Origin of the sequence: Brevibacillus thermoruber 423, from assembly GCF_000454065.1 — a bacterium.
Taxonomy (GTDB): domain Bacteria; phylum Bacillota; class Bacilli; order Brevibacillales; family Brevibacillaceae; genus Brevibacillus; species Brevibacillus thermoruber.
The window spans coordinates 447,335-470,973 of record NZ_ATNE01000001.1; the positions used below are offsets into that span (position 1 = coordinate 447,335).

The following is a 23,639-nucleotide window of genomic DNA, read 5'->3' on the forward strand; positions in this document are numbered from 1 at the left end:
CGGCCTGCCAAAGATCAAGCGCGGGACGATGAACGGGGTGCATACACGATCCTTCCCGCATCGCGGCAGCTGTACCCGCCCAGCGCTTCCACCTGGCGGGCAAACTCCGGGGACCGGATGCATTCCAGCAGTTCCTGCCCTTCGCTGCTCCGGTAAAACGCCCCGCTCATCAACAGGTCGTAGCGCTCCTCCGCCACCGGAATAAAATCAAGGCCCATCGCCGTCGCCGCCGAGTAGATGCCGAGGCCGACATCGGCCGTCCCTCCGGCAACGGCAGCGGCCACGCTCAAATGGGAGACCGCTTCCCGCGAGTAGCCGTAGATCTGCTCCCGGTCAATCCCTTCCTGTTTCAGCAGGTAATCGAACAAAAGCCGCGTTCCGGCGCCCCGCTGGCGGTTGATATAGGTTATGCCAGGACGGGCCAGATCGCGTACGGTCCCGATCCGGAGCGGATTGCCCTGTCGTACGATCCATCCTTGCTGGCGATACACCAACTGTACCAAAACCACGTCGCGGCTGCGCAAATATTTTTCTACAAACGGCAGATTGTAGCTGCCGGTCGCTTCGTCAAACAGGTGAACGCCCGCGATGTGCGCCTCCCCTTTCTGGATGGCGAGAATGCCGCCCATGCTGCCCACATGGGACGAGACGAGGAAGCGGCGGGGATTGGCTTTGCGCACGAGAGAATGGAGTACGTCCATCGACAGGTCGTGACTGCCGGTCGCCACGATCGTGTTGTGAATCTGCTCCAGCGGGCGGTACAGCTCCACTTCCGCGATCTCGCCCTGCTCGTACCCGAGGTGACCGGGCGGGATGCGCAAAAGACCGTCGGCGCGCACCATCGACATGGTGACGCCTGCGGAGCGGGTCAGCGGATTGGCGATATACTGCCCGTCGATGCAGCCGATCGTCACGCGAATGAAATCCTCCGCCCCCATGACGGAGACGATCCGCCGCCCAACCGTCGCCTTGATCCGCTGACGCTGCGGTTCGGTAAGGCCATAGTAATGATGGACCAGCAGCCGGGCAAACCATTCCAGATTCAAGTAGGCGGACACCGGGTAGCCGGGCAGCCCGATGACCGGTTTTCCCTCGACGATGCCGACCACCACCGGCTTTCCGGGGCGGGTCGCCACGCCATGCGTCAGCACTTCGCCCAGTTCTTCCAGCACATGGACGGTGAAGTCCTCCCGTCCGGCCGAGGAGCCGGCGTTCACCAGCACGATGTCTGCATCCCGCACGGCCGCCTGCACGGCTTCCTTGATCAAGCCGTAGTCGTCCGGAACAATGCCGCAATACACCGGTTCCGCCCCCCATTCCTGCAGATACGCGGCAAAAACCGTTCCGTTGAACTCGATGATTTCCCCTTCGGTCACATGCTCGGCGGGCGGTATCAGCTCGGTTCCGGTCGGGATGATCGCCACCCGCGGTTTGCGCAGCACGGGTACGGTCACGTTGCCGCCGGCCAGGAGCGCTCCCAGGTCAACCGGGCGCAGCTTGTACCGGTCGGGAACAATCACCTCCCCGACGACGACATCTTCGCCGATCGGCCGAATGTGCTGCCAGGGAGCGGCCGGTTCCAGAATCTCGACGGTCTCTTCGTCGATCTGGTGGATATTCTCAATCATGATGACGGCGTCATACCCGTCCGGGATGGGATCGCCGGTGTCCACCACGACATAATCCTCTCCCCGCTTCAATCTGACGGGATGCTGCTCGTCGGCGCCATACGTTTTTTCCGCCTTCACCGCGATGCCGTCCATGGCCGAGGCATGGTAGTTCGGCATCGACACGTTCGCGTAGATCGGCTGCGCGGTGACACGGCCCAGCGCCTGCGACGTCGGGATGACCTCCACTTCCGGCGAAAAGCGTACTCGTTTCACTAGCTGCTCTTGCGCTTCCTGGAGCGGCGTATCTTCCAAGTAGATCTTGCGCATGGTTCTCCTCCTGTCATCACTCGTGGGTTTTCCATCGACCCGCGGTTAGGGAAACACGTAAACGCTGACGACTTCGCCTTCCAGGATCCCTTCTTTGTTCGCCGCGATCTCCACCATGCCGTCGCTTTTTGCCAGCGTGGAAATCAGGCCCGATTTGCCAAACACCGGCACGGCCCACAACCCGTCGCTGCGCTCTTCCAGTTTGACCCGGACGTAATCGGAACGCCCCACCGCAGAGGGGATGTTGCGGGAGATGCGGGCGGGCAGCCGCTTGTCAGACGCTGACGGGCGCATCCCCTGCAGGCGGTGAAGGATCGGCACCGCGAACAGATGGAAAATGATCAGCGCGGACACCGGGTGGCCGGGCAGCCCGAGCAGCGGCTTCTCCCCGGCCCTGGCCAGAATCGTCGGCTTCCCCGGCTTGATGGAGACCCCGTGCACCAACACCCCCGGTTCTCCCAGCGACTGCATCACCTGCACGGTAAAGTCGCGCGTCCCGACGGAACTGCCGCCGGACAGGATGAGGAAATCCACCTGCCGGTACAATTCCTCGGCTTTTGCCAGGAACGCGTCGCAGTCGTCCTTGACAATGCCACCGAAAATCACGTCCGCTCCGTGCTGTCTGGCTGCCGCGCCGACGGTCACGCTGTTGATGTCGCGTACCTCGCCGGGAGCGAGTTCCCGTTTGTCGGCGGGAACCACCTCGTCACCGGTGGACAGGATGCCGACGATCGGACGCGGGTACACCCTGACGCTGGTTCTGCCGATGGCGGCAAGCACGCCCAGATCCTGCGGGCGCAAGCGGTGCCCCGCCGCCATGACCGTCTCTCCGATCTCCACGTCGTCGCCGGCGCGAACGACATTTTCGCCCGGAGCCACCTGCCGGTACACGTTGAGCAAATCCCCCACTTCCTCCACGTGCTCCATCATGACCACGCTGTCTGCCCCATCGGGAAGCATCCCGCCGGTCGGAATGGCCTGGGCCTGTCCTTCGTGCAGGTACAGGTCTGCGGCCCGGCCCATGTCAATCTGTCCGGTAATCGTGAGAAACGCGGGAAGCGAATCGGAAGCGCCAAACGTATCCTTGGCCCTGACGGCGTATCCGTCCACCGTCGAACGGGCAAAGTGGGGCACCTGTTCCCCGGAAATCACGTCTTCCGCCAGCACCATCCCCAGCGCCTCAGCCAGCGGCACCTTCACCGGAAGCCGGACAGGGCGGAACTCTTCTGCAATCACGGCCAACGTCTCGGTCACGGTTTTCACATTTAAGAACTTCATCAGCGCCTCCATGGATGGTTGTTTGGATTCGTCGAAAAATTCATTATAATAAAGGGTAAAACGAAAAGGGAGAAATGTCCTGGATGAAAGTAAAGGTATTCGCCAATTTCCGCGAGATCTGCCAGGCCAAAACGGTGGAAGTGCCTGCGGACAACGGCAGCCGGGTAATCGATATTCTGGAAAGCCTGATTCGGATGTATCCTGCGCTGGAAGAGGAAGTGTTCACATCGGAGCGAACACTCAAACCGTTTGTCCACGTCTTCATCAACGGGTGCAACATCATCCATGCGGACGGACTGGAGACCCGCGTGCGGGAAGAAGACCAGTTTGCGCTGTTCCCGCCGGTGGCAGGAGGCTGAGATGGCCGAACACGTTCTCGAGCTGCGCGGCATCCCTCTGTCCCATCTGGTTGCCTATCTGGTCGAATGCGGAGGCGACCCGCCGCCGGATGAAACGCTGCCGATCACCGTTCGGGGGCAAGGCTGGCAGGCGGAGGTGCTGCGGGAGGAATCCGTTCGGATCACCTCCCGCTTTCACGTCAACGCCGTGTTCATCCGCTTCCATGCCGACGACGATCACACGCTGAAACGCCTGATGGACCGCTTCCGCATCAAGGTCATGCGGGTAGGCGGGTAGGCCGGAAAACGGTCCCCCGCGCGGTGGGTAACACAACCCAGCCGTCGGGCGAAAGCCTCACCTGATCGGCGATAGCGAACGCTGTGCCAAGCGGGGCCCTAACCGGAATCGGCTGGGCCCCTAGCTTTGAAGGTGGAAGACGCGTTCCACCTTTTTTTGGCGGATCGGCATGGATCATGTTGTCCTGCGCATGGATTCACACAATCTCCAGTTCCTTCAGCTTGCTTTCCGGCACAACGCCGTCCACCCAGCCGCGCACCCGGTAATACTCATCCAGCATCACGTCCATGCGGCTGACATGGCCTGCGCTGTTGCCGGTGGCGGGCTCTTCGGTGAAGCGCTTCGGCAGGTAGTCGTCCTCGCGCTTGTTGAAGCCGGCCAGGTTGTTGTAATAGCGCTCCAGGTTGTAAATCCGCTCCCCGATCTTCATGACGTCGTCCGCCGTCACCGGAATGCCGGTCATCGCGGAATACTGCTCCGCATAGTGCTCTGCGTTTTCCGAGAAGGAGGAGAATTTGCAGATGTTCATCGAGTCGGAGAAGGCGAGCAGGTCCTGGAACACTTTCAGCAGTTCCCCTTTTCCTTCCGGTTTCAGACGGTCGGTCGGCATCGGGATGCCGGCGATTTCACTCGCCACCGTGTAGCCGCGCAGGTGGCAGGCGCCGCGGTTGCTGGTTGCGTAGCCGAGGCCGATCCCCTGGATGCCGCGCGGGTCGTACGCGGGAATCGCCTGGCCTTTAACGCACATCGCCAGATTTTCGTCGCCGAATTGTTTCGCGGCCCGGGCCGTCCCCTCGGCCAGCACATCGCCGATTCCTCTGCGGAAGACGAGCATCTCTGTCAGTTCGATCATGCGGTCGGCGTCGCCCCAGTCCGCCTTTTCTTCGATCAAGCCGCGCTCCGCCGCTTCCATCATACAGGAAAGCGTGTTGCCCAGCTCGATGGTGTCCATGCCGTATTCGTTGCAGAGGTTGATCAGATAGGAGATCGGAGCGGCGTCGCTCAGCCCGCAGTTCGCGCCAAGCGCCCAGCCCGACTCATACTCGAAGCTTTCCACGCGGGTCTTGTACTTTCCGTCCTTTACTTCCACTTCCTTTTTGCAGGCGACCGGACAGGCGTGACAGGTGTTGTCCGCGACCAGCAGCGTGGCGTTGACCGTTTCGCCGCTGTGCCCTTCCGCCCCGTCCCAATGCGTGTACTTGGAGTTCATCGTCGGCAGCGCGCCCACCTCGTTGATGATGCTCGTCAGCACGTTGGTTCCGTAGACGGAGAGGCCGCCTTTTTTCGGCGCCGTCAAGCCGCCTTCCATGATCGCCTTCAGCGCCTTCTGGTTGGCCTCTTTGTACTCCTCATCCCGTGCCGGTTGCGGCATGTTCCCTTTTTGCGCAGCCTTGATGACGATCGCCTTCAATTTTTTGTAACCGGCGACCGCCCCCGTGCCTCCGCGTCCGGCCGCGCGGTCGTTCTCATTGATGAACCCGGCGAAACGCACCAGATTTTCGCCCGCCTGCCCGATGCAGATGACGCTCAGGTTCTCCTTGCCGTAGCGCTCCTGCATCGCTTTTACCGTCGCGCGGGTGCCCTTGCCCCACAGATCGCTGGCGTCGCGCAGTTCTCCCTGGCCGTTTTCCACGTACAGATAGACCGGTTTGTCGCTTTTGCCCCTGAAGATCACGTTGTCGATGCCGGCCCATTTCAGCCGCGCAGCCGACCAGCCGCCCATGTGCGAATCCGTGACGGTCCCGGTCAGCGGAGACTTGGTCACCATGCACAAGCGGCCGCTCATCGCCGAACGGGAACCGGTGACCGGGCCCGTCATCAGGCAAAGGATGTTCTCTTCCGAAAACGGTTCTACGTCCGGACCGTTGTCGAACACGTACTTGACCCCCAGCCCGCGTCCGCCGACGTACTTCTTCGCCAGCTCTTCATTGATTTCCCGATAATCGACAGTGCCCGAAGAAAGGTCGACCAGCATTTCCCGGTTTTTGAACCCACCCAAGGCCATTGGTTGCTTCCCCCTTTTCTTCCACAAGGATCTCATACAATATGCTCCTAGTTCGACCTGTATGCCGATTTTCCCTCCCGCACTCCTCTGAAAAACTGCAAGATTGATAATTTTTCGACACTTCCTGTTGCCAAGCACCGATCCGTGCAGTATGGTAATTTTATACCAATCCAAACCAACCAAACGAAAACAAACGGGAACCAACCAAACCAAAACGCAAGAGGGGATGGTATGAGACACGCGTATCTGACCCCGGAAGAGGTGGCAGAAGAACTGAAGCTCTCCAGGTATACGGTCTATGAAATGATCAAACGCGGCGATTTGCCCGCCTACAAAATCGGACGGGCACTGAGAATCTCGCGCCCCGACCTGGACGCTTTCCTGCACGGGCACAGCCCGCGGGATGCGCAGGCGGCGCCGCCGTTCGCTCCCGCCGCCGATCGCCGGAACAGTCCGCGGACGAATGACATTTACTTCGCCGGCAGCCACGATCCCGCCATCGATCTCTTGACCCGGATGCTGGCCAATCGGGGGATTACCCTCTTGCCGGCGTTTTCCGGGAGTTTGGACGGATTGATCGAACTGTACAAAGGACGCGTCGACATGGCCGGATGCCACCTCTTGGACAGGTCGACGGGAGCGTACAATCTGTCGTACATCCGCTGTCTCATGCCCCATGAAGGGGTGGCGGTGATCAACCTGGCCGGACGCTGGCAGGGATTCATCGTGCCCAAACACAACCCGCGGATGATCACCTGCTGGGAGGAATTCTTCTCCGGCCGGCATCGGATCGTCAACCGGCAGCGCGGGTCCGGAACGCGTGTACTGCTCGACTTCCACCTGCAGCAGTTGGGCGTCTCTCCCGCCAGCGTTCCCGGATACGATCATGAAGTGACGACCCACTGTGCGGCCGCATCCGCCGTTTTGCGCGGAGAGGCGGACGTCGCCTTGGGGATCGAGAGCGTTGTCCGGGGTCTTCCGCTTGATTTCTTCCCCGTGCAGGAGGAACGGTACGATCTGGTGATTCCCGCTCCGCTCCTCCGACAGGAACGCTTTCAAATCCTGCTGGAGGTTCTGCGGGACCCCCCCTTCAAACAAGCGGTGGCGGCCCAGGGCGGCTGCGATGTTTCCCGGACCGGCCAAACCATTGACCGATTGTTCTGACGATTCCCTGATCGCAAAGGAGTTGGAAATCATGAAGCCCATTCGCATCATTACCCCCCTGCTCATGTCCATGCTCATCCTTTTCCTCGCCGCCTGTTCGGCCGCTCCCGCCCAGCCGGCCGCAGCGCCGCAGCAAGCGTCTTCGACAGAGACGGCGGCGAAACAGCCGCAGTCCGCTCCGGCGGACAACGAGATCGTCCTGGCGACCACGACCAGCACCCAGGATTCCGGCCTGCTTGACGTGCTCATCCCCGCTTTCGAGGCCAAATCGGGCATCAAGGTAAAAGTGGTCGCGGTGGGAACCGGACAGGCGATCAAACTGGGGGAAGACGGCAACGCCGACGTGCTCCTGGTCCACTCGCGGAGTGCGGAAGACGCATTCGTCTCCAAAGGATTCGGCGTCAACGCCTACGACGTAATGTACAACCAGTTCCTCATCGTCGGGCCGGCTGGCGATCCCGCCGGCGTCACGTCAGCGAAAACGGCAGCGGACGCGTTCGCCCGCATCGCCGAAAAACAGGCGCTGTTCATCTCGCGCGGCGACGATTCCGGCACCGACAAGAAGGAGAAAAGCATCTGGAAGGAAGCCGGGATCAACCCCGACGGCACCTGGTACCTCTCGTCCGGACAGGGGATGGGCGCCACCCTGCAGATGGCCGACGAAAAACAGGCGTACACCCTGACGGACGAGGCGACGTTTCTGTCCCGCAAGCTGAACCTGCAGGTCTTGATGCAGGGGGACAAATCCCTGCTGAACCCGTACGGCATCATCCAGGTAAAAGCGACGGCCAAACCGGATGCAGCCATGCAGCTCATCCAATTTTTCGTCGGCGATGACGGGCAGAAACTGATCGGCCAGTTCGGCAAGGACACGTACGGCAAGAGTCTGTTCGTTCCGGCCGCGAAAAAGCGATAGGAGCACATGCCATGCTGTTCCCGCCGGACGTATGGGAGATCATCTGGCTCTCCCTGAAAGTGACGACAACGGCAATCGCCATCGGGATGCTGATCGGCATCCCCTTCGGCGCCTTCCTGGGGCTCTATTCCTTTCCGGGGAAACGGCTGATCGTCGTGCTCGTCTACACCTGCATGGGACTTCCCCCGGTGCTGGTCGGCGTGATCGTCTACCTGCTGCTCTCCCGGTACGGCCCTCTCGGATCGCTCAGCCTGCTGTTCACGCCGCAGGCGATGGTTATCGCGCAGGTGGCCCTGGTAACGCCGATTCTGGCCGGACTGACCATGTCGGCCGTACAGGAAAAGGAGCGTGCCTACCGAGAAACCGCCAAAAGTCTGGGCGCCAGTCCCATCCAGTTGATCGCAACGATCGTCAGGGAAGCGCGCACAGGCATCTGGTCGGGCGCAGCGGCGGCCTACGGCAGGGCGATTTCCGAAGTGGGCGCGGTGATGCTGGTCGGCGGCAACATTGAACACCACACCCGCGTGATGACCACGGCGATCATACTGGAGACGCGGATGGGCAACTTCCCGGCCGCGCTGCAGTTGGGGCTGGTCCTGTTGGCGGTCAGCTTCCTGTTTAACAGCTTCCTGATGGTGGGAGCGCTGAACCAATGGAAAGCCAAGCGGAGATGAGAGCATGAACATACTGGAACTGCGGGATCTGGTGGTCCGCCATGAGGGAAAAACGATTCTGCGCGTGGACAGCGTCCGGTTCGAGCAGGGGAAGATCTACGGCATTATCGGGCCGAGCGGGGCCGGGAAAAGCACCCTGCTCAGGGTGATCAACCTGCTGGAGCGGCCGGCCCAGGGCAGCATGCACGTGTTCGGCACGGATGTCGACCTGGCCGCCCTCACCCATGCCAAAGGGCTGCCGATTCAGCGGCAAATGGGCTTCGTGGCGCAGAAACCGGCCATGTTCCACGCATCCGTGTTCGACAACGTGGCGATGGGGCTGCGCTACCGCGGCGAGGATCGGGCGGCGATCCGCCCGCGTGTCCTCGCAGCGCTGAAGCTGGTAGACCTGGAGCACGCGGCCGGCCAGCGGGCTGACACGCTCTCCGGCGGGGAAGCGCAGCGGATTGCCCTCGCCCGAGCGCTGGTGTACGAACCGCCGCTGCTGCTTTTGGACGAGCCGACGGCCAGCCTCGATCCGCACAACATTGCCATTTTTGAACGCGTCATTCAAACGATTCACCAGACCAGGCGAACGACGATCCTGATCGTCACCCACAATCTGGCGCAGGCCAGGCGTCTGACGCACGCGTGCCTGTTCATCCACCAGGGGCGGATCGTCGAGTGCGGCGAAACGGCGGCCGTATTTTCCGGAGCGGCGTGTCGGGAACTGCAGGACTTCATTTCCGGGCGGATGATCTGCTGAGTGATGAGAAAGGAGCTTCCCATGAAACACGAGCACCGACAGCGTTATTCCAGACAAGTGCTGTTCGCGCCGATCGGCGAAACGGGACAGGAGCGGCTGCTGCAGAAAAAGGCGGCGATCGTCGGGATGGGCGCGCTGGGGACGGTCCTGGCCAACCACCTGGTGCGGGCAGGCGTCGGTCACGTGCGGCTGATTGACCGGGATTTCGTCGAGGAAAGCAATCTGCAGCGGCAGATGCTGTACGACGAGGAGGATGCGCGGCAGCATCTGCCGAAAGCGGTGGCAGCGGAACACAAGCTGCGGCGGATCAACTCCGGTGTTGCGATCGAGGGAATCGTGGCCGACCTGCACGCCGGTAATGCGGAAACCTACCTCGCGGACGCCGACGTGATTCTGGACGGGTCGGACAACTTTCACGTCCGCTATCTGATCAACGACGTGGCGGTGAAGCACCGCATCCCCTGGGTGTACGGCGGAGCGGTCAGTGCGCGCGGGATGTTCGCGGTCGTTCGTCCCGGGATCACGCCCTGTTTTCGCTGTCTCTTTCCCCACGCTCCGGAAGGCCGGGGCGAAACCTGCGACACGGTCGGCGTGATCGGCCCGATCGTGCACATCGTCGCCTCGTACCAGGCCGCGGAAGCGCTGAAACTGCTGCTCGGCGCCACGGACGACTTGAACCCGCATCTGGAGCAGTGGGATATCTGGCAGAACGAACACCTGCAGATGAACGTGGCGGGCGGCAGGAATCCCGCCTGCCCCGCCTGCGTCATGAACCGTTTCGACTATCTGCAGATCGGCGGAGAAACGGAAGCGTTTACCACCCTCTGCGGCAGGGATGCGGTACAGATCAGCCCCCTGCACCCCCGCCCCGTTGATTTTGCGCTGCTCGCGAAGCGGTTCCAGCCATTGGGCCGGGTGGAACAAAATCCGTTTCTCCTGCGCTTCCACGTCGACGGCTGCACACTCGTCTTCTTCCGCGACGGCCGTGTGCTCGTACAGGGGACCTCGGAGATCACGACCGCCCGCACGTTGTATGCCAAATATGTGGGACATTAGAGTCCCCACTATGCGAGAAAAGGGCCGCCCCCAACCGGGAGCGGCCCTTTTGATTCAGCTTATTTCATGTCGCTGATTTCCTGTTTGATTTTGGCGATGAACGCATCCACCGGAAGCGCCCCTTCGTCGCCTACGCCGCGTTTGCGGACGGACAGGGTGCCCTCCGCCACTTCTTTTTCCCCGATGACCAGCATGTACGGGATCTTTTGCACCTGGGCCTCGCGGATTTTGTAGCCGATTTTTTCGTTGCGGGCGTCCAGTTCCACGCGGATGCCGGCCTGTTCCATTTTCGCTTTTACCTCTTCGGCGTACGGCACGTGTGCGTCGCTGATCGTCATTAGACGCACCTGAACCGGCGACAGCCAGGTCGGGAATGCGCCCGCGTAGTGCTCGATCAGGATGCCGATGAAGCGCTCCATGGAACCGTACATGGCGCGGTGCAGCACGACCGGACGGTGCTTCTCGTTGTCCTGGCCAATGTAGGACAGGTCAAACTTCTCCGGCATCTGGAAGTCAAGCTGGATGGTGCCGCACTGATGGCGCCGTTTCAGCGCGTCCGTGATCTGGAAGTCGATCTTCGGTCCGTAGAACGCGCCGTCCCCTTCCTTGATCTCGTACGGCATGCCGGATTCCTCCAGCACTTTTTTCAGCGAGCTTTCCGCGATCTCCCACAGTTCGTCGGAGCCCATCGAATCCTCCGGACGGGTGGAGAGCGCCACGCTGTACTCGAAGCCGAACACCTTGTAGATGCTGTCGATCAACTGAATCATGCTTTTGATCTCACTCTCGATCTGATCCGGACGAACGAAGACGTGCGCGTCGTCCTGGCAGAACGTCCGTACCCGCAGCATCCCGTTCAGCGCACCGGAAAACTCGTGGCGGTGCACCTGGCCGAACTCGGAGTAGCGGATCGGCAGGTCGCGGTAGGAGTGGATCTTGTTTTTGTAAATCAGCATGTGGCCCGGACAGTTCATCGGCTTCAGCGCGTAGGTGGTGTTGTCCACCTCGGAGAAGTACATGTTCTCGTGGTAGTGGTCCCAGTGGCCGGATTGCAGCCAGAGGCGCTGGTTCATGATGAACGGCGTGCGCACCTCGGTGTAGTGGGCCAACTGCTGCAGGCGGCGGGAGAACTGCTCCAGCTCGTTGCGGACGGTAAAGCCCTTCGGCAGGTAGAACGGCATGCCCGGCGCCTCTTCGGAGAACATGAACAGCTCCAGCTCTTTGCCCAGCTTGCGGTGGTCGCGCTTTTTCGCCTCTTCGATGAAGTGCAGGTATTCGTCCAGCTCCGCCTTTTTCGGCCACGCGGTGCCGTAGACGCGCTGCAGCACCTGGTTTTCCGCTTTGCCGCGCCAGTACGCGCCGGCCACGCTCATCAGCTTGAACGCCTTGATGTAGCCGGTGGACGGCAGGTGCGGCCCGCGGCACAGGTCAAAGAACTCGCCCTGCTCGTAGATGGTGATCACGGCGTCTTCCGGCAGGTCGCGGATCAGCTCCAGTTTCAGATGGTCGTTGATTCCCTGAAAGATGTGAATCGCTTCTTCGCGGCTGACCACCTTGCGGCGAATCGGCAGGTCTTCCTTGATGATCTTTTCCATCTCGGCTTCAATTTTGCCCAGATCGTCGGGGGTGAGCGTTACCGGGATGTCCATGTCGTAATAGAAGCCGTCTTCAATGACGGGACCGATCCCCAGCTTCACCTCTTTCCCGTAGAGGCGCTTGACGGCCTGCGCCAGCAGGTGGGCGGTGCTGTGGCGGTACACTTCCAAGCCTTCCGGGCTGTCCAGCGTCACGATCTCGATCGCTGCGTCTTCCTGCACCGGCGTGTACAAATCCACCACCTTTCCGTTCAGCTTGCCGGCGACGGCCTTTTTCTTCAGGCTCGCGCTGATGGAGCCCGCGATGTCCTCGATGGTGATGCCGGATTCGTATTGGCGTACGGCCCCATCCGGAAACGTAATGTTGACTTGTGCCACGATCCATACGTCCTTTCTGCATAAAATAATGGGATTGGAAAAAATAAAAACACCCATCCCCAAAGGGACGAGTGTTTCTTACCCGTGGTACCACCCTCATTTGATTCGGCCGGAGCAATTGCCGTCGGGACGTCCTCCCGACCCATCCTCCATGCGGACGAAAGCCGAATCCTTCCTTGCCATAACGGTATGCCCGGCGAGCCGATACTGGAAGCGCGTGGCTTCGTTCCCGGCCGCTACTCGAAGGGGGTGGAGCGATACGCGTCCGCAGCGGGCTTCCAGCCAGCGGCCCGCCTCTCTGGAGCGACGTGGATATCGTCCATGTCCTTCTCATCGTATTTCAACACATCTGTAGTTGTTGTCTGTCATTATAGTGGAGTTGGCTTGTGTCCGTCAAGTGCGCGTCTGCCCGCCAGGCAAAGCGGACAGGAATGGCACGTCATCACCTTTCCGTCAAAGATGCTGTGGATCGCCTGGATCAAGGCGGGCCTGTCCTGTACCAGATGCAGCACGACGCGCTCCGGAGCGAGCGTCACCAGCGCGCTCACCAGGTAGTCCTCTTCGCGGCTGTTCTGCTCGCCGATGCTGAAGACGGCATCGAGCTGTTCCAGCCGCAGCCGTTGGCCGTGCTTGTCATAGAGGAAGAACGGTTTGTCCACACTAGGAACGACGTGAACCACTTCCTGTTTGGTCTCCTGCGCGGCGATAAAATACCGCAGCAGATCGACAAATTCCTGGTACTGCTTGTCTTCCAGATAATCGTCCAGACCGGTTTCCACCAGTTCAAACAGTTCGTTCCAATGCTCCTGCAGACGGAAGCGGACGAAGCCGAGCACATTCAGCTCCCGCTCCTCTTCCAGAAAGGCGAACACTTTGCGGTAGACGGCCGCCTTGCGGGCAGTAGCCTGGAGCAGGTCCGTGCCGCCTTCTTCCTGGTCTTGACAGATCCGCTGCACATAGGGAAGGATGAACGGCCACTCCTCTTCCAGCGCTTCCGCTTCCAGCAGGTCAGCGGCGATCTCCTCCAGCACTTCCGGCTCCTTGACCCGGAGGACCCATTCGGCCACCGCCAGGGAAACAAACGCCCGGGCCCACTCGATCGTCTCCGCGTTGTACTCCTCGGCGGACCAGCTTCGAAAGTGGAACAAGCGGTACTCGCCCTGCTCCCGTTCCCTGTATGTAATGCGCACCGGCTCCGTGTTGACCCGCTCCTTCAGCTCGGTCACGATGGAGCGAAAGGCGTCACAATGCGCAGGGACATTTTCCAGCCACACGGCAAAACTCTGCATATCCATCCCCCCATCCGCAGTGTAGTTACAGTATATGTCCCGACTGGGGCGATATACTTTTAAACGGATGGAAACAGGGGGAAGGCTCGCTTGCGCAAAAAAACACGAAGCCGTTGCGGCTCCGTGTTTTTTTGTCCGATCGGTCAATTCTGCATGACAAAGTCGCGCTCCGCCATCTCCCCTTCGCGGAAGACGCGCAGGATTTCGTAGCGCGTATTGCGCTGCGCGGGGATTTTGCCCGCCTCGCGGATGAGCTGCAGGATCAGGTTGGTGTTCACCTTGTAGGTGCATGCGGCGGCGGAAACGACGTTCTCCTCCATCATGGTCGAGCCGAAGTCGTTGCATCCGTAAGAGAGCGACAGCTTGCCGATCTCCGGTCCCATCGTCACCCAGGACGACTGGAAGTTCGCGATGTTGTCCAGCATCAGGCGGCTGATCGCCAGCGTCTTCAGGTATTCCTCCGGGGTGTTGTTGACCGCCTTCATGTTGGTGTTTTCCGGCTGGAACGTCCAGACGATAAAGGCCGTGAAGCCCTTGGTCTCGTCCTGCGCCTCGCGGATGCGCATCAGCGAGAGCACGCGTTCTTCCATCTCCTCGCCAAAGCCGATCACCATCGTCGCCGTACCCGGCAGGCCGACGCGGTGGGCCGCCTTTTGCGTCTCGATCCACTCTTTCCAGGAACCCTTCAGGCGGGAAATCTTGCGCCGCGTGCGGTCGTCCAGGATCTCGCCGCCCGCTCCCGGCAGCGAGTCGAGGCCGGCTTCCTTCAACTGCCTCAGCACTTCTTCCACAGGCAGGCCGGACACCTGCGCCATTTTTTGCACTTCCGCGGTGGAAAACGAGTGCATCGTGATCTGCGGGAAGCGCTTTTTGATGTTTCGCAGCAGATCCAGGTAGTACTCAAACGGCAGGTCCGGGTTGGTGCCGCCCTGCATCAGGATTTCCGTACCGCCCACGTCCACCGTCTCCTGAATTTTTTGGTAGATCACTTCGTTGGGCAGCACGTACCCTTCCTTGGAACCCGGCGGCCGGTAAAAGGCACAGAACCGGCAGTAGGTGTCGCACACGTTGGTGTAGTTGATATTGCGCCCGATGACAAACGTGGTGATCGGCTCCGGATGCCACTTCTTCATGACCAGGTCGGCGTAGTGGCCCATTTTTTCAATCTCGTCGCTCGCAAACAGGGCGAGGCCGTCTTCCAGGCCGAGGCGTTCACCGGCGAGCGCCCGCTCCAAAATCTTATCGATCAAAAGGATCACTCCTTCTACACTGCGTCCACGATTCATGGTAACACAAAAAAGCAACCCTGCCTATTGGCAAGGTTGCGTCAACTCTATTCGAAGCCGATTTCCTCGTACACTTCCGGTTCCCAGTAAATGACCGACTGGGCGAGCGGCAGATTCATCTCCCGCGCGCCGTTTGGCTTTCCATTAAAATAGATAATCTCCGTGACGGCCACACGGTCCCCGCGGACGTCTATTTCCCCTTTCAGCTCCAGGGTTGTCCCATCCGGTGCATAGTAGATGACTTTCCCCGATCCCAGCGTTTTCATCGGTACCTCCCGTTGTATGGACTGTACCTCTATAGTAGTAGACAATCTTTCCCATCGTCAACGTCCGATCTGGAACTTATTGACCAACCGACGAATCGGGAGGCGTATCCTTTTTGCGCCTTTTTGCCTGCCGCTCCTCCGTTTCACGGGACATTTCTCCCGTCAGATCCGCCGTCATCGCGGCGTCCTGTCCGGCGATCATCGCCGTTTCGCCTGCCGGTACGCCGGCATGCTCCTGACGATAGGCGGAGGAGGAAAATATCTGGCTGGCATTGACCGGCTGGCCCGCCGCTCCGCCGGCATGCAGGGACGACGGCGGCGGCGTCTGCTGCACGGCGGCCACTCCGGGATCGACCGCATTCGTCAGCACGCTGTCGACGGCCGGCCGGGTCTGCGGCTGGACGGACGCGAAGGGCGGAACCTGCTCGGACATCGCCATCTGTCCGTCCACGGCTGCCGGCTGATAGCCGCGCAGCAGTTGGGCGCTCGTCTCCTCCCGCAGCGTCGCCAGCGGATAGTAGCCCTTCCGCTGCATGTACCGCCACACGTCGTAGGCCTGCTGGGCGCAGTTGACCGCCCCTTGCAAGAGCATGCCGCGCAGGTGCGGATGGGCCGCCTCCAGCGCCGCGGCCATTTTCGCTTTGGCCCCCGCCTTGTGCAGGCCGAGCACGGCTGACGCCACATCGTGATCGTCCATCTGATCCGGGTGGGCATTGGGCTGGTGAGAAGCGGCCTGCTGTGGAGCCGCTGGCGGTTGGGCCGCGGCGGACGATGGCGGGGCCTGCGTCCGCCACGCCTGCGTGCTGGGCCGGTACGGCAGGCTGTCGCCCGCTCCCAGCCCGTGTACCGTATGTACCATGCTGTTGTATTCGTTTTGCATGAACTGCATCTGGTAGCTGACAAGCTGGGCCAGTTCCGGGTCGCGGATATAGGGAGTGTACAACTGCATCGTGTTCAGCGCGTCGATCGCGCAGGTGAGCGCCTCATGCAGTTCCATCACTTCATGTGCTCCGTACGGATGAGGTTGCATCATGACGGTTTCCTCCTTTTTTCCAAATCCCTAACAGTATGTCCGAAACGGCCAGCGGATAGAAGCGCACGAGAAAAACACAAAGGTATCTGGAAAATGGAGGGTAACCTTTCGGCTTCAGCCACGTAATACCTTGTCGGAAAAGCATGGCTGCACCGCACCAAAAATCATTCTGTCTGGAGAGAGCCTGTCATAGGATATAACTACAGAAACCCTTCTGTTTCCTGTATAATGAAGAAAAACGCCGGATGAAGTCCTTTCGCAGAAGCTGGTTCTTCTCAAAGCGACAGACGAGGAAAACCTCCTGAAGGAGACGCTCATGCTCGAACAAATTACGCACATCTTTATGCAGTACGGCATATGGGGATTGTTTGGCCTCGCCTTTCTGGACTCGTTTATCGTGCCTGTCCCGCCCTTTTTTCTGCAAATCGGGATGAGCCTGATCGATCCCGCTTCCGCCATGCGGTACGCCACCGTCGCGTTTACCGGTTCCATCCTCGGGGCGCCGGTGGGCTACATGCTGGGCAAATGGCTGGGCAAACCGCTCTTGCAAAAGCTGCTTCCCGAGAAGTGGACGGCGATGGCGACGGAGCAATTTGCCAAGAATGGCGATGCCGCCGTATTGATCGGTTCGTTTACGCCCATTCCGTTCAAAGTCTTTACCATTTTGAGCGGCGTGTTCAACTACTCGCTGACGAAGCTGATGCTGTTTGCCATCCTGGGACGCGGCATCAAGTTTTTCCTCATCGGGTTGTTGTTCCACCTCTACGGCAAACATGCCAAGGTGCTGCTGGACAACTACCTGGAGGTAACCGTGCTCGGAATCGGCGCCCTGGTGGCCATTGTCTGGCTAATTTGGAAAAAGCGGAAAAAATCGGCGTAACCGCCGCTACCCGGCGTGAAAAGCAAGACGCGCCTCGCAGAGCTGCTGCGAGGCGCGTCTTTTTGCTACGGGGCATGGCAGCGCCGACAAAAAAATGGCGGGACATTCACCTACCGGCGCGCCGTCCGTATATTGTAAGTGTGAGTTTCGGAGGAGGTGAAGCAATGGCCGTAATCAGAGCGAACAGCAGGGATGTAGACATGCTGGCAAGACTGATGCGCGCCGAAGCAGAAGGCGAAGGGGTCCTGGGCATGCTGATGGTCGGCAACGTCGGCGTCAACCGCATCCTCGCCAACTGCCTTGACTTTCGCGGCATCCGCACGATGAGCCAGATGGTGTTCCAATCGCCTGGCGGCTTCGAAGCGGTGCAAAAGCCGTACTTTTACCAGCGCGCCCGGGACAAGGAAAGGCGATTGGCCAGACGCAACATCAACGGCGAACGGCAGCACCCTGCCTCAAACGCGCTGTGGTTCTTCCGGCCGGCCGGAAACTGTCCGCCCCAGTGGTATAATCAACGAAATGCAGGACGCTTCAAAGCGCACTGCTTCTTTGTACCTACCCCGCAAGATTGTCCACGAGTTTACTAAAGGAGAGAGGTCATCATGAGCCAGCAATTTCCTTACCCGCCTTATGCGAATCCGTATGTCGATCCGTATGCGTCGCCGTCTTATCCGTATCCGACGGCACAGCAGCAGCAGGTGATGCCGATGCCGATGCCGCCCAGCGGGTCCTTCATCCCCGGAACGCCGTTGGCGCCGGGGCAGTTCGTAGAGGAGTCCTACATCGAGAACATCCTCCGCTTGAATCTGGGCAAAGTAATCACCGTCTACCAAACGTTCGAGAACAACACCCAATGGAACGCCAAAATCTTCCGGGGCCGCCTGGAAGCCGCGGGACGCGATCACATCATCCTCAGCGATCCGCAAACGGGCAGACGCTATCTGCTGCTGATGGTCAACACGGACTACATCACAACGGACGAAGAGCTGAACTACGTGCCGCCGGCGCTGCCGCCCACCGCTCGGTAAATAGGTGGACCGTCCGACCAAAAACCTCATCCGCCTGGGATGAGGTTTTGGCGTGTTCACATCCACTGCTCCTCCATCAAGCGGATTGCGGTCAGGTACTCCCTTCTGTCCCCCTGCAAAAACGAACCGTCGGGCAGCGCCCCTTTCTGCCTCAGGCGGATGGCCAAGCGATTGACCACCCGGTTGATTTCCCGGTGCACCGCTTCTTCCATCGTCAATTTGACCGCGTACTCGTTGATCCCGACGTCCCACTGTGCGCTGCGCACGATGTGTCCGTACATCTGCAGGCACTGCGAAAACACTTCCGTGTCAAACTGCAGGACGAGCTGATCGTGGACGGGCAGCTTCAGGTGGGTCAGAAAGCGAAGCCCGCCGCCGCTGATGTCTTCAATCAGCACTTTGGTGCTGCCGACTTCCAGCGTCTTTCCTTTGATCATGACGATGGTCATGTCCGCGCACAGAGGCGGGTCCAGTTTCAGACGGAAATATTCCCGTTGTTGCATAGTGACGCAGCGATCCACGACGTTCACCCCTGCTTGGCGGTATGAAAGCGATCATGTCAGACATCCTCTGCCGACGTACAGGAAAAGAGCGCCGATGAGCCGGCGCTTCTTTACTTTTTCTTTGTCGGGTAGTGCATGTCCTGCAGCGTAAGCGGAAACTTTTCCCACAACTGGCTCTTGTCGTGTATGATCGAATCGCGACGGATCAACCGCAAGAGGAGTTCCACCACGCCCCACACAATGAGCATGAAAAAGAAGAAGACGTATAACGAAGCCCACACGCTGCATTCCTCCTCCCATTTAGTACCACTATATGGGAGGGCAGCACAGATGATGCCCGGAAGCGATCCTGTTTGGCACCATTTCCTACATGATTCGTTATAGGTCATACGCAGGGAAAAATCAAGCCTTGTTGGGCCTTCCCAGCCGGTGCCGAACCGGCCCCGGCTCCTGTTGAATCCGGTAGCGCTCCAGCGGCTGATTGCACTCGTACGCGTAGACGTGGCACAGTTCCTTGTCGACAATTCCCGGCTCGACGGATACGTCCCTGACCGCGCCGATGGGATTTAGCCGCTCGTACGGCACAGACAGGCCCAGTTCTTCTTCCAGTTCACGGACCCCGTCCCGCGGCTCTTCACCGGCGAGCAGGTGGCCGGCGGAAGTAATGTCCAGCTTGTCGGGCGAGGTGTCCTTTGCCGGATGCCGTCCCGGCGATAAATCCAGCAGTGAAACGTCCTGTGCCAGTGTCCGCAGCGGTGGACCTCGCCGCGCGGGGCCGCTCCGGTGTGCTGGCCCGATTCGTCATAGATGTCAAGCATTTCGTCGTTCACGTTTTCTCACCCGTTTTCGCTCAGACTTGTCTCGCCCTTACAACAGCGTACGGCAGCCGTCCAGGAACACCTTGCCCGCAAAAAACAGGAAGAGCAGCGCGGACAAGAGGGAGAACCCGCGAACCAGGCGCGGTCCCAGCCATTTTCCTCCCTGACTGGACACCCCTGCCATAAACAGCGACCAGAGGACGGAAGCCGTGAAAAATCCGGAAAAGAACAACAACAGCGAACTGGCTGAATGGCCCTGGGAGGCCGCGATCACGCTTCCGCCGACCGTGGCGAACCAGAGAATGGCCGAGGGCGAAGCGAGCGCAAGCCCCAATCCCCAGGTGAAATCCTTCCAGCCTTGGCGGTGTTCCGGTTCTTGTCCGCTCCGCTCGTCCAGATCAATCATTTTCGGACGGCGAAACTCCCTGATCATGCTCCAGGCCATCGAGAGGAGGATAACCGTCCCGCCGAGCCACAACCCCCAGCGGACATAGAGATTGCTCATCAACAGCGACATGCCTGCCATGGACAGCAGCGCGTAGAAGAGATCGCCGAAGCTGGAACCGGCTCCGATCAGAAAGGACGGAAGCATTCCCCGCTGAACACCGGCCCGCAAAATTGCGACGTTGACAATCCCCAGATCCAGGCAGAGGGAAAGCGACAGGAAAAACCCGGATACAAACCAACTCATCGAAAGATCCCTCTCCCCCTTTCAAGTCAGCTAAACTGACAATATTCTGACATAAAATGAAAAGGGTGTCGAGTCTGTTCGGCCATCCCGAACACGTCCCCGGCAGCGTCCAGGTCCGCATCCAGCCCAAGGGCCGCGCCGGCCGGAAGCGGTAGTCGCCGCTCCGCTCTTTGCCGCGCCGCTCTTTTCGCCCCGCCGATCCGTTCGTCATCAGGCAGGAATGATCGGGCCGATTGGTGAACAAGGAGAAGAGAGGCATCGGACACGCCGCACAAAAGGAGGCTGTTATCATGGCACACGTCAAACTGTCACAGTGGGAAGCGATTTTGCTTGAGGTACTGCGCGCGCACGGGACAGAGGATCAGGAGATCATTGACCGGTTCAAAAGCGGAGATATCCGCCCGTTCCAACAAATCGAAGACGGCCGCTTTGATTTCGCGCATCTTCTCGATCTGTCCCAAAGCCAATGGGACCTGTTTGAGCGGGCCGTCCGCGACGGCTATCAGATCAAATTTTCCACGTTCAACGGAATCAAAACCCTGCTCTCCCTGAAGTTTCAGCAGCAGGCAGAGCGCGACTACGCGGTTCATGAAGATTATCTGGAGCGAATCAGGCTGAAACAGGCGGACGTCGAGTGGCTCCGCTCGACGATCTCCCCCAATTGGCAAATCATCGAAACGGAACGGCGGCCGGACACGGACGAGGTGGCGATCACCATCGCTTTGGCCCGGCCGTGACGCCTCCGCGTCGAAATAAAGCGAGCACTTCCGGAACGGAAGTGCTCTTTTCCTGCAGCCGGGGACCCTCCCGGACATTCGGGTGCGGCGTCTTATGACAAATCCAGCAGGGCGTCCAGCACGTTTTGCACCTCCACCCCCGTCTCAAATCCGATCAGTCTGGCTTCGCGGCCATCCAGGGCGGCGGCCAGCTCGTCCAGCAGTTGATGCAGCCGATTTTCATCAGGGAGGGGCACTTCGGCAAGGGGCTCGCCTCGACCGCCTGCCAGGAGCGTGCCCCAGTTGACCACGGAGAGGGTGCCTTCCGTCCCGTAGACGGTGTACGACAAATGCTCCTGGCGGGCAATCCCGCTCAACCCGTTGATCGTCACCGGCGTCCCGTCTTCCACCTGCAGCAGGGCGCTCACGCCCACCTCGCAGGCCAGCGGGTCGGCGGGGTATTCCACGTCGGAACGGACGACCCGCAGCCGCCCAAACAGCGATTGCGTGAGATGGAGAAAGTGCGGCAGGACTTCCCGGATGAATCCGCCCTGTTCGCGGCCGGAGAGCCACGCCGTCTGCTGCCACGGACGGGGCCACTGGTGAAAATGGGTGACGATGTCGATCCGCCTGATGGTGCCCAGCGCCTCAAGCCGCCGTTTCAGCTCGGCATACACGGGGCGGTAGTAGAGCGGAAAGTGCATGGCGTGGATCACCCCGGCCGCCCTTGCCGCCCGCAGCATCTCCTCCGCCTCCTTCGTCGTGTTGGCGAGCGGCTTTTCGCACAGGAGATGCCGGCCCGACGCCAGCACGTCCAGCGCGATCGGATGATGGAACTTGGGGGGAACGGCGAGATACACCAGATCCAGCCCTTCCCGGGCCAGCAGTTCGCGGTGATCGGTGTGCCACGAAGCTCCTCCCGCGTGTCGTGCCGCTTCTTTTGCCCGGTCGGGGGAGACGTCCGCGACGGTTGTCAGGCAAAACCGCTCGTGTGAACAGAGGGCGTTCATCATGCGCTCTCCCATGACGCCGGCGCCGATCACGCCGACGCTGTACTTGTCTGTTTTCATGTTCTTCCTCCTCGCATGCTGGGTCTGCTGCAGACTGCCAACCCATTCGTCCCTACCCCTTCGGCAGATGACGGCTGCATTCCTGCTGGAGCATCGCCGGCCGCGAAACGTTTTCCGAGCGGCTGGCCCGAACGAAGAGCATCCGCTGCAACATCCTCCGCCTTCGGGCAGGTTTCCCGGAGGTGCCGACACAACAAAAAAGCCCCCCGCAGAAGGCATTCTGCAGGAGGCGTGTAACGCGTTACGCCACTTGTGTCGTGGTTTCACGGATATACTCTTTTGCTTTGTTCTGGTCAAACTGCCCTTCCCAGCGGGAGATGACGACAGCAGCCAGCGAGTTGCCGATGACGTTGACCACCGTGCGGGCCATGTCCAGCAGACGGTCAATCCCGGCGATAAAGGCCAGTCCTTCAAGCGGGATGCCCACCGAACCAAGGGTGGCGAGCAGTACTACAAAGGAGACACCGGGAACGCCGGCGATCCCTTTGGAGGTGACCATCAAGACCAGCACCAGGGTAATCTGCGCGCTGATCGGCATGTCGATCCCGTACATCTGGGCGATGAACAGGGCCGCCAGCGCCTGGTACAGCGTGGAGCCGTCCAGGTTGAACGAATACCCAGTCGGGATCACGAAAGAGGTGATCGCCTTCGGACAGCCGAGGCGTTCCATCTTTTCCATGATCTTCGGGAGAACCGTCTCGGAGCTGGCCGTGGAGTATGCCAGCAGCAGTTCGTCCTTCAGGATTTTGATCAGGGTGAAGATGGAGATGCTGCTCATGCGGGCGATCACACCCAGCACCGCAACCACGAAGAAGAGCATCGTGGCGTGCACGAGAATCATCAGTTTCCCCAGCGGGACCAGCGACGAGAGACCAAACTTGGAAACGGTTACGCCGATCAGGGCGAATACGCCGAACGGCGCAAATTTCATGATCGCGTTTACCACCCAGAACATGGCGTCGGCCACGCCCTGGAAGAAATTCAGCACCGGCTTTCCTCTCTCTCCGGCCGCCGCTACCCCGAGCCCAAACAGGACGGAGAAGAAGATGATGGCCAGCATGTCCCCTTTGACGATTGCCTCGAAGACGTTTTTCGGTACGATGTTGACAAAAGTCTCAATAAAGCCGTGGCTCTGGGAGGTTTCGGCCGTTTCCACGTACTTGTGGATATCGGTCTTGGTCAATTGGGACATGTCCACCCCGACACCCGGCTGGAACAGGTTGGCTGCCAGCAGACCGACAATAATGGCAATCGTGGTAACGATTTCAAAATACAGAATCGTCTTCCCGCCGATTTTCCCCAGCTTCTTCACGTCGCCCACGCCGGCTACCCCCACGATCAGGGTGGCGATGACGATCGGCACGACGATCATTTTGATCAGGCGGATAAACACATCGCCAATCGGCTGCAGGTAGGTTTCCACTGCAGGATTCCCGTAGAACAGGGCGCCCACAAGAATACCGAGTAAAAGACCAATGACAATTTGAATGGCCAGTCCATAACGTTTCATCCTGACACCTCGCTATCCTTTCGTTATAATCTATATCGCACAAAAAATCGACAAATAATTGTCGAATTTTGTCGATTATCCACACCTATCTTACCAGACACGTCTCGACCGGCTCAATGTGAAAAGATTCCTTCTTTAAAGCGGTTACGTAGGCCTGCAGTCGAA

Annotated in this window: 25 protein-coding genes; 11 read left to right on the forward strand and 14 right to left on the reverse strand. The window is 59.9% G+C overall.

The window, feature by feature from the left end:
- Positions 1-14 precede the first annotated feature (14 nt).
- Positions 15-1,937, reverse strand: coding sequence for a molybdopterin biosynthesis protein (locus M516_RS0102115; RefSeq protein WP_029097661.1), 1,923 nt, complete (start codon positions 1,935-1,937; stop codon positions 15-17).
- A gap of 45 nt (positions 1,938-1,982) precedes the next feature.
- Positions 1,983-3,215, reverse strand: a complete 1,233-nt coding sequence (locus M516_RS0102120; protein ID WP_029097662.1) for a molybdopterin molybdotransferase MoeA — start codon at positions 3,213-3,215, stop codon at positions 1,983-1,985.
- An 83-nt stretch (positions 3,216-3,298) separates the two neighbouring features.
- Here M516_RS0102120 and M516_RS0102125 point away from each other — a divergent pair, with 83 nt between their 5' ends.
- Together M516_RS0102125 and M516_RS0102130 are read left to right on the forward strand one after the other, a co-directional pair.
- Complete coding sequence (locus M516_RS0102125) at positions 3,299-3,574, forward strand: ubiquitin-like small modifier protein 1 (protein WP_029097663.1); 276 nt, start codon at positions 3,299-3,301, stop codon at positions 3,572-3,574.
- 1 nt (position 3,575) lies between these two features.
- Positions 3,576-3,851, forward strand: coding sequence for a MoaD-like domain-containing protein (locus tag M516_RS0102130; RefSeq protein ID WP_029097664.1), 276 nt, complete (start codon positions 3,576-3,578; stop codon positions 3,849-3,851).
- Between the two features lie 196 nt (positions 3,852-4,047).
- On the opposite strand, the gene M516_RS0102135 is transcribed toward M516_RS0102130, so the two are convergent.
- Positions 4,048-5,856: an aldehyde ferredoxin oxidoreductase family protein gene (locus M516_RS0102135; protein ID WP_029097665.1), complete on the reverse strand. Its 1,809-nt coding sequence runs from the start codon at positions 5,854-5,856 to the stop codon at positions 4,048-4,050.
- Positions 5,857-6,087: 231 nt separating this feature from the next.
- On the opposite strand from M516_RS0102135, the gene M516_RS0102140 reads away from it, so the two are divergent.
- Genes M516_RS0102140 through M516_RS0102160 form a run of 5 tightly spaced genes read left to right on the forward strand, consistent with a single transcriptional unit; the run spans position 6,088 to position 10,411 of the window.
- On the forward strand, positions 6,088-7,020 hold the full coding sequence (locus M516_RS0102140; protein ID WP_029097666.1) for a substrate-binding domain-containing protein: 933 nt from the start codon (positions 6,088-6,090) through the stop codon (positions 7,018-7,020).
- A 31-nt stretch (positions 7,021-7,051) separates the two neighbouring features.
- Entirely contained in the window at positions 7,052-7,936 is an 885-nt protein-coding gene (locus M516_RS0102145) for an ABC transporter substrate-binding protein (RefSeq protein WP_029097667.1), read from the forward strand.
- 11 nt (positions 7,937-7,947) lie between these two features.
- Entirely contained in the window at positions 7,948-8,610 is a 663-nt protein-coding gene (locus M516_RS0102150) for an ABC transporter permease (protein ID WP_029097668.1), read from the forward strand.
- Positions 8,611-8,614: 4 nt separating this feature from the next.
- Complete coding sequence (locus M516_RS0102155; protein ID WP_029097669.1) at positions 8,615-9,355, forward strand: ABC transporter ATP-binding protein; 741 nt, start codon at positions 8,615-8,617, stop codon at positions 9,353-9,355.
- Positions 9,356-9,376: 21 nt separating this feature from the next.
- On the forward strand, positions 9,377-10,411 hold the full coding sequence (locus M516_RS0102160; RefSeq protein ID WP_029097670.1) for a ThiF family adenylyltransferase: 1,035 nt from the start codon (positions 9,377-9,379) through the stop codon (positions 10,409-10,411).
- Positions 10,412-10,470: 59 nt separating this feature from the next.
- Here M516_RS0102160 and thrS read toward each other — a convergent pair whose 3' ends face one another.
- From thrS to M516_RS24225, 5 genes are all read right to left on the reverse strand, one after another.
- Positions 10,471-12,384 carry a threonine--tRNA ligase gene (thrS, locus tag M516_RS0102165; RefSeq protein ID WP_029097671.1) on the reverse strand — a complete coding sequence of 638 codons (1,914 nt, stop codon included), beginning with the start codon at positions 12,382-12,384 and terminating at the stop codon, positions 10,471-10,473.
- A gap of 368 nt (positions 12,385-12,752) precedes the next feature.
- Positions 12,753-13,673: a putative sporulation protein YtxC gene (gene ytxC, locus M516_RS0102170; protein WP_029097672.1), complete on the reverse strand. Its 921-nt coding sequence runs from the start codon at positions 13,671-13,673 to the stop codon at positions 12,753-12,755.
- Between the two features lie 143 nt (positions 13,674-13,816).
- Positions 13,817-14,923, reverse strand: coding sequence for a cyclic dehypoxanthinyl futalosine synthase (gene mqnC, locus M516_RS0102175; protein WP_029097673.1), 1,107 nt, complete (start codon positions 14,921-14,923; stop codon positions 13,817-13,819).
- An 83-nt stretch (positions 14,924-15,006) separates the two neighbouring features.
- Positions 15,007-15,225 (reverse strand): hypothetical protein, encoded by a 219-nt coding sequence (locus M516_RS0102180; protein WP_029097674.1) that lies wholly within the window; start codon positions 15,223-15,225, stop codon positions 15,007-15,009.
- Between the two features lie 76 nt (positions 15,226-15,301).
- The gene (locus M516_RS24225; RefSeq protein WP_051188066.1) at positions 15,302-16,258 is read right to left on the reverse strand and encodes a spore coat protein; all 957 of its coding nucleotides are present in this window, start codon (positions 16,256-16,258) and stop codon (positions 15,302-15,304) included.
- Between the two features lie 316 nt (positions 16,259-16,574).
- On the opposite strand from M516_RS24225, the gene M516_RS0102190 reads away from it, so the two are divergent.
- From M516_RS0102190 to gerQ, 3 genes are all read left to right on the forward strand, one after another.
- Positions 16,575-17,138: a YqaA family protein gene (locus tag M516_RS0102190; protein ID WP_029097675.1), complete on the forward strand. Its 564-nt coding sequence runs from the start codon at positions 16,575-16,577 to the stop codon at positions 17,136-17,138.
- Between the two features lie 164 nt (positions 17,139-17,302).
- A complete protein-coding gene (locus M516_RS0102195) occupies positions 17,303-17,725 on the forward strand; it encodes a cell wall hydrolase (RefSeq protein ID WP_029097676.1) in 423 nt (140 codons plus the stop codon).
- Between the two features lie 15 nt (positions 17,726-17,740).
- A complete protein-coding gene (gene gerQ / locus M516_RS0102200; protein ID WP_029097677.1) occupies positions 17,741-18,166 on the forward strand; it encodes a spore coat protein GerQ in 426 nt (141 codons plus the stop codon).
- A 56-nt stretch (positions 18,167-18,222) separates the two neighbouring features.
- On the opposite strand, the gene M516_RS0102205 is transcribed toward gerQ, so the two are convergent.
- The 4 genes from M516_RS0102205 to M516_RS0102220 form a co-directional block, all read right to left on the reverse strand.
- The gene (locus M516_RS0102205) at positions 18,223-18,669 is read right to left on the reverse strand and encodes a PilZ domain-containing protein (protein ID WP_035288582.1); all 447 of its coding nucleotides are present in this window, start codon (positions 18,667-18,669) and stop codon (positions 18,223-18,225) included.
- 110 nt (positions 18,670-18,779) lie between these two features.
- Complete coding sequence (locus M516_RS25390; protein WP_176703351.1) at positions 18,780-18,950, reverse strand: hypothetical protein; 171 nt, start codon at positions 18,948-18,950, stop codon at positions 18,780-18,782.
- Positions 18,951-19,071: 121 nt separating this feature from the next.
- A complete protein-coding gene (locus M516_RS26380; protein ID WP_029097679.1) occupies positions 19,072-19,254 on the reverse strand; it encodes an NUDIX hydrolase in 183 nt (60 codons plus the stop codon).
- Between the two features lie 282 nt (positions 19,255-19,536).
- Positions 19,537-20,178, reverse strand: a complete 642-nt coding sequence (locus M516_RS0102220) for a LysE family translocator (protein WP_029097680.1) — start codon at positions 20,176-20,178, stop codon at positions 19,537-19,539.
- Between the two features lie 290 nt (positions 20,179-20,468).
- On the opposite strand from M516_RS0102220, the gene M516_RS0102225 reads away from it, so the two are divergent.
- A complete protein-coding gene (locus M516_RS0102225) occupies positions 20,469-20,915 on the forward strand; it encodes a hypothetical protein (RefSeq protein ID WP_029097681.1) in 447 nt (148 codons plus the stop codon).
- 92 nt (positions 20,916-21,007) lie between these two features.
- Here M516_RS0102225 and M516_RS0102230 read toward each other — a convergent pair whose 3' ends face one another.
- Together M516_RS0102230 and M516_RS0102240 are read right to left on the reverse strand one after the other, a co-directional pair.
- Entirely contained in the window at positions 21,008-21,964 is a 957-nt protein-coding gene (locus M516_RS0102230) for a Gfo/Idh/MocA family protein (RefSeq protein WP_029097682.1), read from the reverse strand.
- 241 nt (positions 21,965-22,205) lie between these two features.
- The gene (locus M516_RS0102240; RefSeq protein WP_029097683.1) at positions 22,206-23,474 is read right to left on the reverse strand and encodes a cation:dicarboxylate symporter family transporter; all 1,269 of its coding nucleotides are present in this window, start codon (positions 23,472-23,474) and stop codon (positions 22,206-22,208) included.
- Positions 23,475-23,639 lie beyond the last annotated feature (165 nt).

Bases quoted from the DNA above. Each gene is read 5' to 3' on its own strand.
- M516_RS0102160 (WP_029097670.1), top strand. From the start codon at position 9,377: ATGAAACACGAGCACCGACAGCGTTATTCCAGACAAGTGCTGTTCGCG.
- M516_RS0102230 (WP_029097682.1), bottom strand. From the start codon at position 21,964: ATGAAAACAGACAAGTACAGCGTCGGCGTGATCGGCGCCGGCGTCATG.
- M516_RS0102145 (WP_029097667.1), top strand. From the start codon at position 7,052: ATGAAGCCCATTCGCATCATTACCCCCCTGCTCATGTCCATGCTCATC.
- M516_RS0102220 (WP_029097680.1), bottom strand. From the start codon at position 20,178: ATGAGTTGGTTTGTATCCGGGTTTTTCCTGTCGCTTTCCCTCTGCCTG.
- M516_RS0102130 (WP_029097664.1), top strand. From the start codon at position 3,576: ATGGCCGAACACGTTCTCGAGCTGCGCGGCATCCCTCTGTCCCATCTG.
- M516_RS0102195 (WP_029097676.1), top strand. From the start codon at position 17,303: ATGGCCGTAATCAGAGCGAACAGCAGGGATGTAGACATGCTGGCAAGA.
- M516_RS24225 (WP_051188066.1), bottom strand. From the start codon at position 16,258: ATGATGCAACCTCATCCGTACGGAGCACATGAAGTGATGGAACTGCAT.
- M516_RS0102115 (WP_029097661.1), bottom strand. From the start codon at position 1,937: ATGCGCAAGATCTACTTGGAAGATACGCCGCTCCAGGAAGCGCAAGAG.
- M516_RS0102155 (WP_029097669.1), top strand. From the start codon at position 8,615: ATGAACATACTGGAACTGCGGGATCTGGTGGTCCGCCATGAGGGAAAA.
- M516_RS0102180 (WP_029097674.1), bottom strand. From the start codon at position 15,225: ATGAAAACGCTGGGATCGGGGAAAGTCATCTACTATGCACCGGATGGG.
- M516_RS0102125 (WP_029097663.1), top strand. From the start codon at position 3,299: ATGAAAGTAAAGGTATTCGCCAATTTCCGCGAGATCTGCCAGGCCAAA.
- M516_RS0102205 (WP_035288582.1), bottom strand. From the start codon at position 18,669: ATGCAACAACGGGAATATTTCCGTCTGAAACTGGACCCGCCTCTGTGC.
- M516_RS0102140 (WP_029097666.1), top strand. From the start codon at position 6,088: ATGAGACACGCGTATCTGACCCCGGAAGAGGTGGCAGAAGAACTGAAG.
- M516_RS0102135 (WP_029097665.1), bottom strand. From the start codon at position 5,856: ATGGCCTTGGGTGGGTTCAAAAACCGGGAAATGCTGGTCGACCTTTCT.
- gerQ (WP_029097677.1), top strand. From the start codon at position 17,741: ATGAGCCAGCAATTTCCTTACCCGCCTTATGCGAATCCGTATGTCGAT.
- M516_RS0102120 (WP_029097662.1), bottom strand. From the start codon at position 3,215: ATGAAGTTCTTAAATGTGAAAACCGTGACCGAGACGTTGGCCGTGATT.
- ytxC (WP_029097672.1), bottom strand. From the start codon at position 13,673: ATGCAGAGTTTTGCCGTGTGGCTGGAAAATGTCCCTGCGCATTGTGAC.
- M516_RS0102225 (WP_029097681.1), top strand. From the start codon at position 20,469: ATGGCACACGTCAAACTGTCACAGTGGGAAGCGATTTTGCTTGAGGTA.
- M516_RS0102240 (WP_029097683.1), bottom strand. From the start codon at position 23,474: ATGAAACGTTATGGACTGGCCATTCAAATTGTCATTGGTCTTTTACTC.
- M516_RS0102190 (WP_029097675.1), top strand. From the start codon at position 16,575: ATGCTCGAACAAATTACGCACATCTTTATGCAGTACGGCATATGGGGA.
- M516_RS0102150 (WP_029097668.1), top strand. From the start codon at position 7,948: ATGCTGTTCCCGCCGGACGTATGGGAGATCATCTGGCTCTCCCTGAAA.